The sequence below is a fragment of the Nocardia sp. JMUB6875 genome, from assembly GCF_041154655.1.
Classification (GTDB): Bacteria; Actinomycetota; Actinomycetes; order Mycobacteriales; family Mycobacteriaceae; genus Nocardia.
The window spans coordinates 28262-44739 of record NZ_BAAFGR010000023.1; the positions used below are offsets into that span (position 1 = coordinate 28262).

Here is a 16478-nt window from a genome sequence, read left to right on the forward strand (position 1 = left end):
GGTGACGGCCGAAAGTCACTGTCCGGCGGGGTCTTCGACCCGGGATTGCGGCGGCCGACGGACCACCAACACCGGACAATGAGCCATATGCAGCAGCGCGGTGCTCACCGACCCCAGCACCACACCGGCGAAACCACTCCGACCATGACTGCCGACCACCACGAGCTGCGCATGCTCGGCCTGCTCCAGCAGGGCCCGCACCGGCGTATCGAGCGCGACGACCCGGCGCACCTTCACATCCGGAAACCGCTCCACATAGCCAGCCAGCAACGCCCCCAGCAGCACGTCCTCACTCTTACGAACGGCGTCCCAGCCCATCACCGGCACATCGAAACCGGTCGTCTCACTCCAGGCGCGCACGACGATCAACTCGACCTTCCGCCGCGACGCCTCCGCAAAGGCCAGCTCGAGCGCCGGCTCACTGTTGGTCGAGCCATCCGTCCCGACCACCACCGGTTCGGCGCGCCCGATTTGATCCGTCTCCGGTACCCCGTGCACGACAGCCACCGGACACAACGCGTGCCGACTGAGCGTGGTACTGACCGACCCCAGCACCGCCCGCCGCAACGCCCCCAGCCCACGGTTCCCCACCACAACCATCCGCGCCTTCGCCGACCGATCCAGCAGCGCGGTCGTGATCATGTCGAAGATGAGCTCGGTGGAAATCGAAAGCCCGTCCCCCGGAACCGTGTACCGCGCCATCCGAACGGCATCATCGAGCACCTGCTGCCCCTGCACCCGCAACTCGGCCATATCCTCGTCGCTCACCGGCGCGGACCCACGCCCGATCGGGCTCGCATACGAGGTCACGATGTGTAGCCGACACCCGAGCAGCTGCGCCTCGACAGCCGCCCACGCCACCGCCTGATAAGAGATCTGGGACCCGTCCGCCCCGACAACGATCCCGCCATCGGCGCGCTCGTCCTGATCGAAACTTCCTGCGGGAACTGCGCTTTCTTCCATGTCTTCTCCTGAGTCGGCTTACACCGAGCATCCCGCCCCAGGCACCACCGACCCCAGAGAACAACGTCACTATCGCGCGGGCCCTCCGGCGGCTTTGCCGTGTGCCTCCACCATTCGACCCTGCGGAAGGCGACCGCGTCGCCTCCGCTAATCTCCAATTCTCAACGACTACTTCGGTCCAACCGGAAGGCAGTTCCCATGGCACGCAAGGTCATCGTCGAGATGGTGGATGACTACGACGGTGAGTCCACGGCGGAGGAGACCGTGTTGTTCGCGGTCGACGGCGTGAGCTACGAGATCGATCTATCCCGTTTGAATGCGGCGGCGTTGCGAGGGCTGTTCGAACAGTGGATTCCTCATGCGCGCAAAGTCGGTCGAGCCGCGAAAGGCAAGGCCAGCACCGGCCGCACACGCCCGTCGGTCGACCGCGAGCAGACTCAGACCATCCGCAACTGGGCGCGCGCAAACGGATTCGATGTATCCAGCCGCGGCCGCATATTGGCCGAGATCATCGAGGCGTACAACAAGGCGGCCGCATAGGTCGCACATGGCCGCCGGTTTTTGCGACGCCGGTCAGCAACCTTCCTCCGCATACCGTCGACCGATGCTCGGCGGGCCCGCATTACCGTCTTCCTTGATCGGGAAACAGATGAAGTGCGTCTGATCAGTGGTCTGCTTCGGCTTTACGATGATTGCCGACATGCCTTGACCACCGACCGCGCCTTGCTCGATAGTGTGGTCGGCAGCGTATGCGGCGAGGATCTGGGCGGGCGTGGAACCGTCGCCGACGCCGCGATCGGTCTTTGTGCCGAGCGGAGTTCCGATGCCCGTGACGATTCCCTTAGTTGTGTCGATCCACACTGCGAAATTGTAGGGGGCGTCGGGCATTTTGGAGATGACACGGCAGTGGCCGTAGGAGGTGGCATCGCGAACCGGCGGCGAGAGCACCGCCAGTACGTCTTTCGCGGTCATGCCGAGCGTGATTCGCATGTATCCGCGCTCAGTGGCGACGTCGAGCCTGGTCACGGCGATCGAGAAGAATGCCTCGTTCTCGCCGGTGAGCGTGTTCCAGATTCCACCGAGGCTGATGAACAGCGCCGAGATGATTCCGGCGACGACGCCGAGGAACACGCCACCCGCGACGCCGCCGATTGCGCCGACGCAATCGATCATCCCCCGGCCGAGCGCACCGGCCCTCACGGCAAAGTCATTACCGGACAGTTGGTTCAGATCTTCGGCCGCGTGTGAGAGGCAGCTCAGTTTGTCGATGTGTTCGCTGAGCTCCCTGTAGAGCCCGAGGTCGAGGTGGAGCAGTTTGGCGGCTACGTCGATCTCGCTGAGGACGACCGACACCAGCGATAATCCTGCATCAATCTGTACCTCGCCTCGCGTGGGTGGATTCTCGGGAACGAACGGAATTCTGGTGGTGTCACCCGGGACGAGCACGGACGTGTTGTCGGTTTTGCCGCCGCGCGATTCATAGAAGACTCCTGCCGCAATCGATCCCGCCAGATCGCGACCATGCACCTCGTATGACTGGGCGGCGGGGACCGTTTTACCAAGCCACACCCATGCCGAATTCGATTGCAGTGCCACTTCGAGACGTCCGTCGTGGGCGGCGACACAGGGCCACGCGACGTCGCGATCCACCGGCGACGCGCTGATGGCGACTCCATTCAGCTCGGCCGGCGCGCCGACGCAATCGGGCTTCGGGAATCGCAGATTCAGCGCCGCGGCGACCCCATCGGCTATCGATTGGGTGATCGCCTTCGCATCGAGCCAGCCGGGCCAGAATCCGCTCGAGTGCGGCGACGCGGCGCGTAGCTCGGCCGCACCGGAATCCCAGGTGGTGGGCAGCACGTCGATGTCACCTTGCGCACTCCTGCTGAGCACGACCGGCGTATTGCCTTGCGAGATTTGGGTTTCCACGGCTGTGCGGTCGAGATTGAAGGACAGTCTGAGGCTCGAACGGGGTTGCACGCCACCGTCGCCGAGCTGTATGTCGATCGCCGGGGCGAATGGGCGAAACAACGTGGTATCGAGCGGCGTTGCGGCCGACTCACTGCCGACCGCGACCTTCGTACCGATCGGTGCGACGGAAGCGTCAGCCGAGACCTGAACCCGCCCGAAATCGATATGAACCCCATCGGATGCCACAGTGGCCGCCTTTGCCGCAGAAGTCGATTCCGTCTCCGACCGCGAACACGCCACCAGGCCCGTCAAGACGAGACTGGCGGCGACCGCGACCGACAACCAGTTGCGAGTCATTGGTCCGGCCGTCCCGGAAATTGCGGGCACAACACTTTGAGTACGTCCACGTTCATCCGCGTCCGAGTACACCTGAACTGCAGTGTGCGTCCATGTCCTCAGCTGGCGCTTCCGTTCGACCTGTGCACGGTCGGTGATGAATGCGCGCTGGTTCTCGTTCAAGACGTTCCTCAAATGATTCCGCACCCCATCAGGACTCCAGATGTCCTGCTTCACAGCACACCACCCATTCGCTGACTGGTCCGCGCATTCTCTTGCTCGAAATCGATCCAGTAGGCAGTGGTATCAGCACGATATTCCCCGGACGTCGGATTCGACTTATGATATTCACACGTGTACTCGACTGCCGGTTGTCCGAACAACCCGACACGGCTGCGACGTCAACCGCAACGACAAAGCTCACCTTTACGGCAATCCAAACAAACCGAACCGTTGCCTTGCTCTGGGGCGCAAAGCGCCAAGAATGACGACCTATCAAGGAAGACATTCGGCCACAACCCCTTGCAGCTCGATCAGAACGCGGCCCCGCCCGCTCGTCGGTCCGAGTCTACGGCCCGCGCGTCCCGCACGAGACTGGAAGCCGCAGATCCATCTGTTGGCCATGCACTCCACCGACCGTCCAGAACTACAGACTGGCCGACCGTCCATTCCTATTTGGCATACCTGGGCAGTGAATGATCTATTCCTGCAAGGCTTTTGGTTGCACCGAATCCTTGTAAAGGGGACCGGATTACCCCTTTGTCCGAGACCTGCGGAACCTACTCTGATAGGTCTTCAATCGGCGGTCACTGACCGAGCATTCGAGGGGGAAATTCCATGATGCCGCGCTCTCACAGCCAACGCCGGCGGTGACGGCCACGCTTCCACCCGACCCGGTCACGCTCGTCGGTCGCGACGACGACTTGCGGCGGATCCTGGCGGCTGCGGCGCCCGGGCGGGTGTTGTCCATTCACAACGAGCACAGCGGGTCCGGGAAGACCGCGCTGGCGACGCGTGCAGCTCATCGGCTGAAACTCGACTACCCAGACGGGCAGTACTTCGTGAAGCTGCATGCGAACACCCACGGGCAGCCCCGCGCCACACCCTCGGATGTGCTGTCGGATCTCCTGATTGGACTCGGTGTCGACCCTCGCTGCGTCCCCGACACCGTGGACGACTGCCGGAGGCTCTGGCGACATCGATTGGCAGACAAACAGATTCTGCTCGTACTCGATGACGCCCTCGACTTCGCTACGATCGAACCACTGCTGCCGCACAGCGAGACTTGCTTAACGTTGGTGACCAGCCGCCAGTACCTGTTCACACACGGCGGAGCCTTCCCCCTCGAATTGCGCGGGTTGACAGAGCACGACGCGATCGACCTGCTCACCGGCCTGTCCCACCAACGCCCCGTCACCCGTCAAGACGGCCGTGCAGCTACCAAAATCGTTCGGTCTTGTGGGTATCTGCCTCTGACCATCAAGGTTTCGGCCGGGCGACTCGCACGTCACCCGGACCAGGCCTTCACCGGCCAGGCCAACAAATTGGCGACGACAACCAAACAGCTCGCCATACGACATATCAAGGACCCCTCCACATTCGCCGTGTTCACACTGTCGTACGACGACCTGACATCCGATCGGCAGCGGCTGTTTCGCCGGCTGAGCCTCAATCCCGGCCCGGACTTCGATGCGTACGCGGCCGCGGTCCTCGCTGGACTGGACCATGCCACGGCCGCACGCGAACTGAGTGCCTTGTGCACCGACCATCTGATCGAGGAAACCTCTGAAGGTCGGTACCGCCTGCACGACCGGCTGCTCGAGTTCGCCTATTCCCGCACCAGCGATGAACCCGCGCCGGACATCACGAGCGTCGTTACACGGCTTCTGGACTACTACCAGCACAGCGCCGCGAGCGCGGACAGGATGCTGGCACGCTATATCCGGCCCTCGGGCCCGTCCTATCCTGCACCTTCCGCCGATATTCCAGTCCGGACGTTCGAAACCCCGAAGGATGCACTCACATGGATGCGCGCCGAACGTGACAATTTGCTGGCTTGCTTGGAATACGCCGCTGCGCGCGATCCCGCTCGAATGGTCGCGCTTACAGGGGTTATGGCTATGCTCCTCTACCAGGACGGACCGCTACCGCTGGCGGTGCAGTTGCACGAACGCGCAACCAAGACCGCACGCATCCGCGGCGACAGTCTCGAGGAGGCCGACGGCCTCGTGCACTTGGGCGCAGTGCGCACGTTGACCGGCCACTACTCCCACGCCGCCAGCGTGCTCGAGCGTGCTGTGAAGATCTATGACGCGAAGCATGACCGCCGTGGCCAGGCCAACGCACTGGACCACATTGGAATCGTGCGGCGCCTGGCTCGGGACTACGGCCCGGCCGGTGAGGCCTTCGAGCAGGCGAGGGATCTCTTCCAGGAGTTGGAAGATAGATTGGGCGAGGCCAACGCACTCAACGACCTTGGTGTTGTGCGTTGGCTGACCTGGGACTACAGGGAAGCCGAGACAATGCAGGCGCGGGCATTGCGCCTCTACACCGAGGCGGAGAATCCTCGCGGGAAAGCCAATGCGCTGACCGATCTCGGCATCGTGCGCTGGGTTGCCGGGGATTACGAACAGGTAGGCACCCTGTTGGAGCAGGCCCTTGCGATGTACGAGGAACTTGCAGTTGTCCGCTGGGAGGCCAACGCTGTCACCGACCTCGGAGTCGTGCGCCGATTGAACGGCGACTACCCCAAGGTCACTGAGTTGCTTTGGGCGGCATTGGCCCTCAATGAGAAGATCGAAGACCGTATCGGAATCGCAAGCGCCTACAACAATCTCGGCATCGTCCATTTGGTGATTGGCAACGATGTCAAGGCCGATGAGCTGTACAACAAGTCACTCGCCCTCTACCGCGAACTGGGCTACCGCCATGGCGAGGCGGACGCTCTCAACGATCTCGGCACCCTGCGATGCCTGACCGCCGACCTCGAGGAGGCCGACGCGCTGCACCGCCAGGCCCTCGACCTCTACAACGCACTCGGCGACCGGTATGGAAAGGCCGACGCACTGTGCAACCGCGGTACCGTATTGTGCCTCGCCGGTGAATACCAGCGGGCCGACACCCTGTTTCGCGAGGCCCTTGGGCTCTTTCGAGCACTCGGCGAGCTGCTCGGAGAAGCCAAGGCGCGCAACGGGATAGGGAAGGTCCTGCTCGAGACCCGTGAAACGCGTCGAGCGATGGCCGAATTCACGAACGCCCGCGATATCTGCGACAAGATCGGGACTCGACTCGAGTACGCACGGTCACTGGAACTCATCGGGCGCTGCAACGCCGAGCAGGGCGATGCAACCGCCGCTATTGCCGACCTCCGCCAAGCCGTCGATATCTATCGGCACCTGGGTGTGCGCGAATTCGCCTTTGCCGCGGTATTCCTCACCAAGCTGACGACTGCACGCGGCAAGACTCCGGTGGCTGATTCCAGCAGCACGAGGCAGGCGCTCGATCTCAACGAGGCGATCGAGTTCTTCCGATATGCGCTGTTCACTGCCGACCACACTCACCCGGCCATGACCACCGCGCTCAAGAATCTCGGCGACGCGCTGTCGGTCAGATCAAGGTACTCCGGGTCGCTCGCCGACCTGGACACCGCCATCCTGCTCTTCCGACAGGCAGCACAAACCGCGCATGTGAACCCAGAAGCCCAAGCCGCCTGTCTGACCAAACTGGCTGCGAACCTTCGTATTCGGTCCGCACGCGCCGGGTCGGAAGCGGACCGAGACGAAGCAAACCAGCTGAGGCAACACATGGCTGACACGAAGGGCACGGTTCATTTCGACGACGGGCCACAAGGCCGACAGGCGGACACCCCGAACCCTCGGGAGCAAACAGTTCCACCCGATTGGATAAGCGCGCATGTCGAATACCTGGAAGACGAGCCCGCTTTGGCCGGGCACCCATTCCGGGTTGCCGTGTGGCTGGAGGCAGCGGAGACGCTCGCACCGGTACCAGAACTGGTCGCGCTCCGCGTTGTGCTGGATGCTCCGCCGAGCGTCATCGCCCCGGTCACACGAAGAACGAGAATGGGATCCGACCGGCGAACCGAACCCGTCGAATTCGAGGTGGTTCCAACGCTATCCGGTTCTCTGCCCATGCTTTTCCGGTTCTACCGGGAGCTCGACAACCATCCCGTGCTCGAAATCAGATCGGGCCTGCTGGTGGGGTACGAGGAGGCGACGCGATGACGCGGGACCTGCCGGCCGACATCACCGGAGCCTTCGGCGCGTTCGTGCCACCGTCTTACAATCGGGCCAGAACAATCCACCTGCGGTTCATCGAGGAGACCTCGCGGTGCCGCTATCGCCTCGTAGCATGGGGGCCAGTGTTCCCCGAAGACGGCGGGGGCAGCTATGAAGGTTGGCTGGAGCTGGATCCGCAGGAGGTGAAGTCGGTCTGCGAGCTCCTCCGCTCGGAGTGGGTACGCCAAATCATCCATTACGAACCAGAAGGAGAAGGGTGTACGTGGCCATTCTCCGAGCTTTGGGATCTCTCGGACAGGCCACACCTTTTGGCAGACAAGGTGGTGACGCTGGCCGAACTCGGCAACACCGCATTCCGACGCCTGTTCAGCGGTGACCCGGGCATACAACAGATCCGCGCGATCCTCGAGCAGGCGCTGCGAAGTCGAGAGCAGGTCATCAGCTTCGAGTCCGAGAACCTCTGCATGCCATGGGGAATGATCTACACCTCGCCCTACACGGACCACCCTCGCCCCACCGAGGAACACTGGTCATACGAGGGATTCTGGGGCTATCAGCACATCATCGAGCACACCTTCGAGCGCGTGATCGACTTCGATCCCCGAATTCTCATACCGGACAGCGGGCTCACAGTCGGCATGAATGTGGATCACCGAATCGATGCGGACTACAAAGATACGCTCTACATCGATCGCACCATCCAGTTCTTCCGGGCGCAGGCAACGGTGGTCGTCCGATCCAGGAAACGCGAGGTGGCGAAGGCGTTCCAGGACAAGAACTTCGCCGACAACATTACCTTCTTCGGTTGCCACGCTCAGGTCAGTGGAGAAGGCGGGCCGCTGATCCTGCCATACCTTCAACTCGACCAGGACGATCGGATCCACGGCGAGGAAATCAAGGACTGGCTCCAGGATCCTGGCTTGGCGACCCGCCCGTTTGTGTACATCGGCGCCTGCGAAGGCGGCCAGGTCGGGTCTACCTTCTACTCCGACTGCGGCGGCGCACTGCTCGGCAAGAATGGCGGGCGATGCCTGCTCGGCCCGCAATTACCATTGCCTCCAGGCTTTGCCGCCGAGTACTCCAGCCTGTTGTTCACCGAATTCACCCGGCCGGGAACAAAATTGGGCGACATTGTCAAAGATCTCACCCACAAGTTCATCGAAGACCACGAGAATCCGCTGGGCCTGATGTTCTCCCTCTATCGCGGGATCGACGTACACCTCTGGCCGGAGGGAGCCAAGCAATGACACAACCGGTGATGATCGACCTCGGCGAAGACGGCGGCCTGCTACGCCCCGACGGCTCGTCTGTTCGTCCCGCCGATGTGCGCAACTTCTTGGCCCGGCAACTCACCATCCCGCGAAAGGCCACGGACATAGTCGTATTCGTCCACGGCTGGCGCAATACCCCTACCACTGCCGAGCAGCGAGCCCGGCAGTTCTTCACACTTCTCGAGGATCGCTATCGCGGTGAGCGCGACAGATACCCCGGATTGAAGGGCTGGCAGGGCTACTATGTAATCGTCCGATGGCCATCGATGAGCAATCCGCTTCCCAACGGATATCTACGAATCCGCAATCGTGCGCATGCGATGACCACCGAAGGCCGCGCCGCACAGGTTCTCGGCCAGCTCCTCGGATATCTGAATACCGAACGTCGACCACCCGGCAGCCCACCCGCGCTCCGCAACGCCACCGGCCAGTATCTCCACTGCGTAGGGCACTCCTTCGGGGGCCGATTCCTCGTCGAAGCGGTCCAAGCCGCAGCCGACAAAGGACCACCGGCCCTGGCGTGGAACCGTCCCAACCCCCGCTACCCCTACACCGTCGACACCCTGCTGATCTTCCAGATGGCCGCTCGCCCGGACATTTTCAGCGGCCCCTTCGCCCGGATTCTCGACGACGACGCACCAATCAACGGACCTGTCATCCTGACCCACTCGCGCGCGGATCGAGCGACCGGCCTGTGGCATAGATTCGCCGAAGGCACGCCCGGAATCGGACACATCGGTGCACGAACACCCCCGGAGGAGATCGGCAACGCGATCCTGCACAGCGTCGACGAGCCTTATCGCCACGAGGAACTCGAATCCCGCATCGTCAATATCGATGCGGGATGGCTCTACCGGCAGGGCCGTTGGAAGAACCCCGCCGGGGCTCACTCCGACTTCTCGTACCCCGAATCAGCACACCTGATGCTCTCGCTCGCTGAACTCGCCCGCTGATCACCGGGCCACGCCGGCGCGGCGCATAACCGCCCCACGGCCATCGTTTCGGCAAAGTTGATCAAGCAGTGGGCGTAGGTGGCTTGGACAGTAGGTGCGAAACGTTCTGCTGGGACATGCCTGACAGACGGGCCAGCCGAGTCTGGGTGTAGTAGTCCGGGTCGGCGGAGCGGAGCTTTAGAAGAAGCTGCAAACGGGCATCCTTCGCCTTCTCCCAGACCCGACAGGCATCACGCACCTCGCCGGAAACGAGTATCGCGTCGGTGTGCCGTGCTCGGTGCGATGCATTTCCGCGAAGGATGCCCCGGAAGGTCTGTGCGCTCAAGTCTCGTGTTCCACGTCGGTAACGCACACGGGTCTGATATCGAGCATCGAATACTCTTCCAGCTCAGCTGAATCGGCGGCCTGATCCAGCTCGTCATGATCGGCTATTATCGGAAAGCCGTCCTCACCGATCGCGACTATGCCATCCGCGGTGTGCCGGAATCCGATTGGGCCGCCTTCGCGGCCAGGATTCTTGTGTTGCGGACAAGCGACGTGCCGTCTGGCGGCGATGCTCCTCTTCATTCGGCGCTGCCTTTACTCGGCTCCGGTTGTTCGGGTGTGCGCGCATATGTGTTCTCCGGCGCGACCGTAACGACGTCAGCGACCTCGATGATCTCGCCGGGAATGCCACCCTCGAGGTGCTCGATGCTTGGCACGAACACGGCTACCGATCGAGTCCGGCTCACGGCTACTCGCACGCGATGGGCCTTGTCGGCGACCTCGGGGCCGAATACCAGAGTCTTACGGTAGTCGTACCCCATTTGCTGTGCGAGGCTACGCATTTGGGCCTCATTCCATTGCAGGCGGCTACCGGCGATATCGCTTCGCTGGTAGCCGACTGCTGCTGGTGGAAGCGCCACGGTCACCACCCCCGAGTTGGGGAGAGCCTGTAGGTCCGCTCGTTTTCGAGCCGGGCTTGTAAATCCGCGAACGGCATACCGTTGTGATGACGTGCCGTGCGATTGGCGCGCGTCGGCAGACACAGCAGCGCGAAAAGCAGTGCAGCAGTACTGATCATGATCAGTTGCATGTCCGGGTCTCCCTGTCCGACTATTCGTGCACCGGGGCGCACCGAACGTAAGCCGTTGATCTACGGGTGACCCGGTCTCGGAGACCGGGTTGACCGCCGGACCGGGTTAGACCGGTATGCCGAGACGGCCAGCCAAACGTGCGGCCTGCATGCGCGTCGGCGAGCGGGTGCCCTGAACGAGATGGCGCACCATGTCGTGCGCGGTCGGGTTGTAATGCAGGTCTTCGGGCGCGATCTGCTCGGCATTGAGCAAGTGCAATAGCGTCCCCGTCTCCTGGCGGCGCAGTTCATATGCTCGCGCCAGATCGAGCGCGAACGTGAATCGCCGCTCGATGGACGGACATTCGGAGGTGTCGAGCTGTTCGGCAATCCGCAGTGCCTCGATGGCATCCCCGGCCTGTAGCTCAACAGCGATCGAGTGCAAGCCGACGTTCAACGTGCCGAACATCGTGTGTCCGACATTGCCGACGCTTCGAACCCGGACCGCGACGGGGTGAACATCATTCAAGCGGTCACGTGCTTCCCATAACCGGCCGGACCGTGCCTCCGCCATCGCCGCCACCAATTCGAGTGCTCCGGTCATCGCCACCGCTGCGGGCGTCGATCCGGCCTCCGCGACGACCGTTGCCTCGGCGTCGAGAACGAGTTCGAGTGCGGCGTCGTACTCTCCGGACATCAACAGCGTATGCCCGAAATTCCAGCGAGCGGCGGCCAGCCGGATAGGGTCGTCGGCATCCTCCGCGGCTCGAACACCGCGATCGGCAACAAGATAAGACAGATCCGACCGACCCACACGTCGCGTGACAGTGCGCAGCAACCCGTACAGTTCGGTCGCGACCACCGCTACCTGCCTGTGTTGCGGCGTGAAGCGGCAATGCCGCCGGGTCGCCTCGATATCCCGAATCAGGCCGGGCAGAACGGGGAGCAGTTCGCTGTAGCGTTTGCCACTGTTCTGCCATATCGCCCACGCAGATTCGATGCGCGTGACGAGATCGGTCACGTCGGTTGGATCGCCGCCGCCGGACAGGAGTGCGAGAGCGAGCCGATCGCCGCCGCCAGTCACGGCTACCGGATGCTGCTCAACCGTGTCGCCGAGTAGGTCCCCCGCAGGGACGCCCAGCGCTGCGGCAAGGGCCTGAATGACACAGGCGCTCGGAGTTTTTCGACCACGCTCGATCTGCCCGAGATAGTCCTCGCTGATTCCGGCGAGCCCCGCAATGACGGCCTGCGGCTTACCGGCCCGCTCCCGGTGCATGCGGACCCGCACGCCGATATCGTCATTGGACCGTGGCGCTCTGGCCATGTACGCCACAGTAAGACCGGAGGTGACGGAACGTATGGCAATCACACAGAACGACACCGGTGGCGTTCTGGTGCTGTGGGACGTCGACCATACGCTGATCGAGACCCGGGGAGTCGGCCGCGCATCATTCGCCACTGCCTTCGAACAGGTCACGGGCCATCGTTTGGCCCGGATGCCTCACATCACGGGTCGAACCGAACCCGACATCTACGCCGCCACGGTGGCGCTGCACGGCATCGATCACGCACCGCCGTTTGCCGTGTTCGCGGAGGCGCTTGCGGCGGCCTACACCGAGCGGCGGCGGCAGTTGCAAGAGCAAGGCCGCGTGATGCCTGGCGCGGAGAAGGCACTCGGACATCTCAGCGAACTGCGCGACATCCGACAATCGGTACTCACCGGCAACACCCGTGCCGTCACGCGAATCAAGCTCGAAGCCTTCGGCCTGGCAAAGTATCTCGACCTCGACTGCGGGGCCTACGGCGACGATGACGGACACCGTCCCTCGCTCGTCCCGATCGCCCAAACCCGCGCAAGCACCCACAGCGGCGAATTCGACCGTGCCAACACCGTTCTGATCGGCGACAGCCCTGCCGATATCCAGACCGCACACGAGGGCGGCGCATGCGTCATCGCGGTCGCCGCCGGAGGAACCACAGCGGCTGAATTATCGGCAGCCGATGTGGTCCTCGCCGATCTCACCGACACCGTCGCCATCGAGAGTGCAATCAGAATGCTCGTACGGACCTAGGCCCGTTATCGTGCGGGCCCTCCGGCGGCTTTGCCGTGTGCCTCCACCATTCGACCCTGCGGAAGGCGACCGCGTCGCCTCCGCTAATCTCCAATTCTCAACGACTACTTCGGTCCAACCGGAAGGCAGTTCCCATGGCACGCAAGGTCATCGTCGAGATGGTGGATGACTACGACGGTGAGTCCACGGCGGAGGAGACCGTGTTGTTCGCGGTCGACGGCGTGAGCTACGAGATCGATCTATCCCGTTTGAATGCGGCGGCGTTGCGAGGGCTGTTCGAACAGTGGATTCCTCATGCGCGCAAAGTCGGTCGAGCCGCGAAAGGCAAGGCCGGTAGCGAACGCCCGCGCGCGACGGTCGACCGAGAGCAGACTCAAACCATCCGCAACTGGGCCCGGACAAACGGATTCAACGTATCCAGCCGCGGCCGGATACCCGTCGAGGTCATCGAGGCGTACAACAAGGCGGCCGCATAGCGACATACTGAGGCGGCTTGCGCGCGTGGTGCCGGACCGCACATCCGATCCGATGACCTATTCACTGGACGATTGACCGGCACCACGCCGCACACAGTATCGACCGAACCGGTCGGCGCCGACCGGCTAACGCTCCAATCGCGACGACCGAACCGGAATGCGCTGGTGCGCATCCGTTTTCGAATACACGCTGTGCAGGACCCACTGTGCGGATGTTCGAGAGGTGTGCAGCGGTCAGGGGGTCGGTAGACCTGCGGGGCGGGCGGGGCGGCCGAAACATGCTGGGACGCCCCACGTAGGTCTGCCCGGACAGGGTGTCGGGAGCGGTACCGGGTGGCTGGCTACACGGGCCATCTCCAGCGGGGTTTCCTGGTGAATCTCGGCGGGGTGGGCGTGTCGTCGAGGTCGATACGAGCGAATTCCGGCGTGGTGGGTTGCTGATGGGTTGACGATGGTCGACACCGTCGAGGAGCGTGGCCGTGCCGAGGGAACCGAGGGTCGAGTTGTATGCGGCGATCCGCCGCGATCTTCGGGCGGGTGCGCCGAAGATGGCGATCGAGGCCAAGTACCACGTCGGCCACGAGACCGTCGCCAAGGCGATGGAGTCGGCATGGCCGACACCGCGGCGGCAGTATCCGAAGCGGGAATCGCGGTTGGACCGGTTCAAGCCGGTGATCGACGAGATCCTGCGGGCGGACCTGAAAGCTCCTCGTAAGCAACGACATACGGCGATGCGGCTCTATCACCGGCTGCTCGACGAATACGGACTGACCGATCTGGGCTACGACACGATCCGCGTCTACGTCCGCGACCGCAGGGCGGAGATCCGTGCCGAGGCCGGGCTCGAGGCGGCGGAGGTATTCGTGCCGCAGTCGCACCGCCCTGGTGAGGAGGCCGAGGTCGACTTCGGTGAGTTCGTGGTCCGCCGCCGCGGCGAGACGCTGACCTGGTTCCTGTTCTCGATGCGAATGTCGTTCTCGGGCAAGGCGGTTCATCTGGCATCGACATCGGGTGGGCAGGAGGCGTTCTTCGAGGGCCACGCGCATGCGTTCGCCGTGTTCGGAGGGGTTCCGGCGCGGATCCGCTACGACAATCTCAAGGCCGCGGTCGCCAGCGTTCTGGGTTTCGACCGTCAACGGGTCGAGACCGAACGCTGGACCGCCTTCCGCTCGGCCTACGACATCGAGGCCTTCTACTGCCGGCCGGGCAAGGAAGGCGCGCACGAAAAGGGCGGAGTCGAGGGCGATATCGGCTATTTCCGGCGAAATCACCTGGTCCCCGTCCCGGTCGTGGACTCGATCACCGAGTTGAACGCGATGATCGCGGCCATCGACGCAGCCGACGACACCCGCCGCATCGGCACTCGCGTGAGCACGGTCGGGGAACATTTTGCCGTCGAGCAGGGCGTGTTGAAACCGCTTCCGGACGAGCCGGTCGAGACCGGCCGCTGGTTCAGCCCGCGCGTCGACCGCTACGCCACGATCACAGTGCGCACCAACCGCTATTCGGTGCCGGTCCGCCTCGTCGGACGCGGAGTCCGGGTGCTGCTGCGCGGCTCGGAAGTCATCGTTTACGACGGGCGCGCCGAGATCGCCCGCCACGAACGCGTCGCCGGGCGAGCCCGTTCGAGCCTGGAACTCGATCACTATCTGGAAGGTCTGCTGCGCAAACCCGGCGCCCTTCCCGGCTCGACCGTCCTCGAACAAGCCAGGGCAGCAGGGAAATTCACCCCGGTTCACGACGCCTGGTGGGCCGAAGCCCGCAAGAGCCATGGCGACGGCGCGGGCACCAGGGCGTTGATCGAGGTGCTGTTGCTGCACCGGCATATGCGCCACGAACACGTCGTCGCCGGGCTGGCCGCGGCCCTGCACGCGGGCGCGCTCACCCCGGACGCGGTCGCGCTCGAGGCCCGCAAGGCCGCAGACACCGACCGCACCATCCACCCCGACGACCACCGAGAACCCGACGAAAGCTCTTCGGCTGCAGTCGCTTCGCTGACCGAACGCCGCCTGCGACAGTTGCCGGCCGACACCCGGCCGCTGCCGTCGGTCGCCGCCTACGACCAGTTGCTGGCGCGCCCGCCCCGCACGGAAGGAACCAGTTCGTGACCACCCACTCTCCTCGCCGGCGCGGGCTGACCGAGCAGGCCGCCGAAGCCGCGATCGACACCGCTTGCCGGATGCTGCGCCTGCCGACGATCCGCGGCCAGTTCGAAGAACTCGCCGACACCGCCTCTCGCGAGCAGATGACTTACCGCGGATTCCTGGCCGAGCTGTTGATGGCCGAATGCGACGACCGCGCGCGTCGCCGCTCCGAGCGACGCATCAAGGCCGCCGGGTTCCCTCGTGATAAATCGTTGCGGGCCTTCGACTTCGACGCAAACTCCAACGTCGACCCGGCCACCGTTCATACGTTGGCCAAATGCGAGTGGATCCGGAAGGGGTTGCCGTTGTGTTTGATCGGTGATTCCGGCACCGGCAAGAGTCATCTGCTGATCTCGCTGGGCACCGAGGCCGCGATGGCCGGATTCCGGGTGAAATACACCCTGGCCGCCAAGCTGGTCAACGAACTGGTCGAGGCCGCCGACGACAAACAACTCACCAAGACCATCGCCCGCTACGGGCGCGTCGACCTGCTCTGCATCGACGAACTGGGCTACATGGAACTGGACAAACGCGGCGCGGAACTGCTGTTCCAGGTGTTGACCGAACGCGAGGAACGCAACTCGGTGGCCATCGCCTCCAACGAGAGCTTCTCGGGCTGGACGAAGACCTTCACCGACGCACGACTCTGCGCCGCCATCGTTGACCGACTCACCTTCGGCGGCAACATCATTGAGACCGGCACCAGCTCCTACCGCCTGGCCCACACCAAAGCCACCAAACGCGCCTCCGGCACCACCCGAACATGACCGGTCCGGAGACCGAGCCCGCCGCCGACTGCATCGAACTCGGCGAGCTCCTGCTACTCGTCCACGATTGGATCACCGCCGACCAGAACGCCCGCATCGGCTTCGATCAATTCATCGGCACCGGCACCTACAACTCCGGGCACCTGCGCGTCGACCTGATCCGCTACGCCCTACTCCTCGGCATCAATCCAGAACAGCCGTCCCAGAACGACACCCGGCCACCCCGCTGAAATTCACCAGGATTCCCGGCCTCCGGCTGGGCCGGACCCCGCTGA

Annotated in this window: 15 protein-coding genes; 9 read left to right on the forward strand and 6 right to left on the reverse strand. The window is 63.7% G+C overall.

Annotated elements, in window-relative coordinates; genetic code table 11:
• Positions 1 to 15: 15 nt before the first annotated feature.
• Complete coding sequence (locus tag ACAM49_RS08455) at positions 16 to 963, reverse strand: universal stress protein (RefSeq protein ID WP_369634888.1); 948 nt, start codon at positions 961 to 963, stop codon at positions 16 to 18.
• 198 nt (positions 964 to 1161) lie between these two features.
• Here ACAM49_RS08455 and ACAM49_RS08460 point away from each other — a divergent pair, with 198 nt between their 5' ends.
• The gene (locus ACAM49_RS08460; protein WP_369634889.1) at positions 1162 to 1503 is read left to right on the forward strand and encodes an Lsr2 family protein; all 342 of its coding nucleotides are present in this window, start codon (positions 1162 to 1164) and stop codon (positions 1501 to 1503) included.
• A 33-nt stretch (positions 1504 to 1536) separates the two neighbouring features.
• On the opposite strand, the gene ACAM49_RS08465 is transcribed toward ACAM49_RS08460, so the two are convergent.
• Entirely contained in the window at positions 1537 to 3447 is a 1911-nt protein-coding gene (locus ACAM49_RS08465; RefSeq protein ID WP_369634890.1) for a hypothetical protein, read from the reverse strand.
• Between the two features lie 632 nt (positions 3448 to 4079).
• Between ACAM49_RS08465 and ACAM49_RS08470 the strand changes: the two genes are divergently transcribed.
• The 3 genes from ACAM49_RS08470 to ACAM49_RS08480 are packed head-to-tail and all read left to right on the forward strand — an operon-like array spanning position 4080 to position 9690.
• The gene (locus tag ACAM49_RS08470; RefSeq protein WP_369634891.1) at positions 4080 to 7451 is read left to right on the forward strand and encodes a tetratricopeptide repeat protein; all 3372 of its coding nucleotides are present in this window, start codon (positions 4080 to 4082) and stop codon (positions 7449 to 7451) included.
• On the forward strand, positions 7448 to 8713 hold the full coding sequence (locus ACAM49_RS08475) for a hypothetical protein (RefSeq protein ID WP_369634892.1): 1266 nt from the start codon (positions 7448 to 7450) through the stop codon (positions 8711 to 8713). The genes ACAM49_RS08470 and ACAM49_RS08475 overlap by 4 nt, the downstream gene beginning before the upstream one ends.
• 11 nt (positions 8714 to 8724) lie before the next feature.
• Entirely contained in the window at positions 8725 to 9690 is a 966-nt protein-coding gene (locus ACAM49_RS08480; RefSeq protein WP_369634893.1) for a hypothetical protein, read from the forward strand.
• Between the two features lie 321 nt (positions 9691 to 10011).
• Here the strand turns inward: ACAM49_RS08480 and ACAM49_RS08485 are convergent, their stop codons facing one another.
• From ACAM49_RS08485 to ACAM49_RS08500, 4 genes are all read right to left on the reverse strand, one after another.
• Positions 10012 to 10257: a hypothetical protein gene (locus ACAM49_RS08485; protein WP_369634894.1), complete on the reverse strand. Its 246-nt coding sequence runs from the start codon at positions 10255 to 10257 to the stop codon at positions 10012 to 10014.
• Positions 10254 to 10595 (reverse strand): hypothetical protein, encoded by a 342-nt coding sequence (locus tag ACAM49_RS08490; RefSeq protein ID WP_369634895.1) that lies wholly within the window; start codon positions 10593 to 10595, stop codon positions 10254 to 10256. Before ACAM49_RS08490 ends, ACAM49_RS08485 begins: the two co-directional genes overlap by 4 nt.
• A gap of 2 nt (positions 10596 to 10597) precedes the next feature.
• Positions 10598 to 10765: a hypothetical protein gene (locus ACAM49_RS08495; protein WP_369634896.1), complete on the reverse strand. Its 168-nt coding sequence runs from the start codon at positions 10763 to 10765 to the stop codon at positions 10598 to 10600.
• Between the two features lie 106 nt (positions 10766 to 10871).
• Entirely contained in the window at positions 10872 to 12068 is a 1197-nt protein-coding gene (locus tag ACAM49_RS08500) for a helix-turn-helix domain-containing protein (RefSeq protein ID WP_369634897.1), read from the reverse strand.
• Between the two features lie 34 nt (positions 12069 to 12102).
• On the opposite strand from ACAM49_RS08500, the gene ACAM49_RS08505 reads away from it, so the two are divergent.
• From ACAM49_RS08505 to ACAM49_RS08525, 5 genes are all read left to right on the forward strand, one after another.
• Positions 12103 to 12816: an HAD family hydrolase gene (locus ACAM49_RS08505; protein ID WP_369634898.1), complete on the forward strand. Its 714-nt coding sequence runs from the start codon at positions 12103 to 12105 to the stop codon at positions 12814 to 12816.
• A gap of 134 nt (positions 12817 to 12950) precedes the next feature.
• A complete protein-coding gene (locus tag ACAM49_RS08510) occupies positions 12951 to 13292 on the forward strand; it encodes an Lsr2 family protein (protein ID WP_369634899.1) in 342 nt (113 codons plus the stop codon).
• A 479-nt stretch (positions 13293 to 13771) separates the two neighbouring features.
• A complete protein-coding gene (gene istA / locus ACAM49_RS08515; protein WP_369634900.1) occupies positions 13772 to 15400 on the forward strand; it encodes an IS21 family transposase in 1629 nt (542 codons plus the stop codon).
• The gene (istB, locus tag ACAM49_RS08520) at positions 15397 to 16203 is read left to right on the forward strand and encodes an IS21-like element helper ATPase IstB (protein WP_369634901.1); all 807 of its coding nucleotides are present in this window, start codon (positions 15397 to 15399) and stop codon (positions 16201 to 16203) included. The genes istA and istB overlap by 4 nt, the downstream gene beginning before the upstream one ends.
• Complete coding sequence (locus tag ACAM49_RS08525; protein WP_369634902.1) at positions 16200 to 16433, forward strand: hypothetical protein; 234 nt, start codon at positions 16200 to 16202, stop codon at positions 16431 to 16433. The genes istB and ACAM49_RS08525 overlap by 4 nt, the downstream gene beginning before the upstream one ends.
• Positions 16434 to 16478 lie beyond the last annotated feature (45 nt).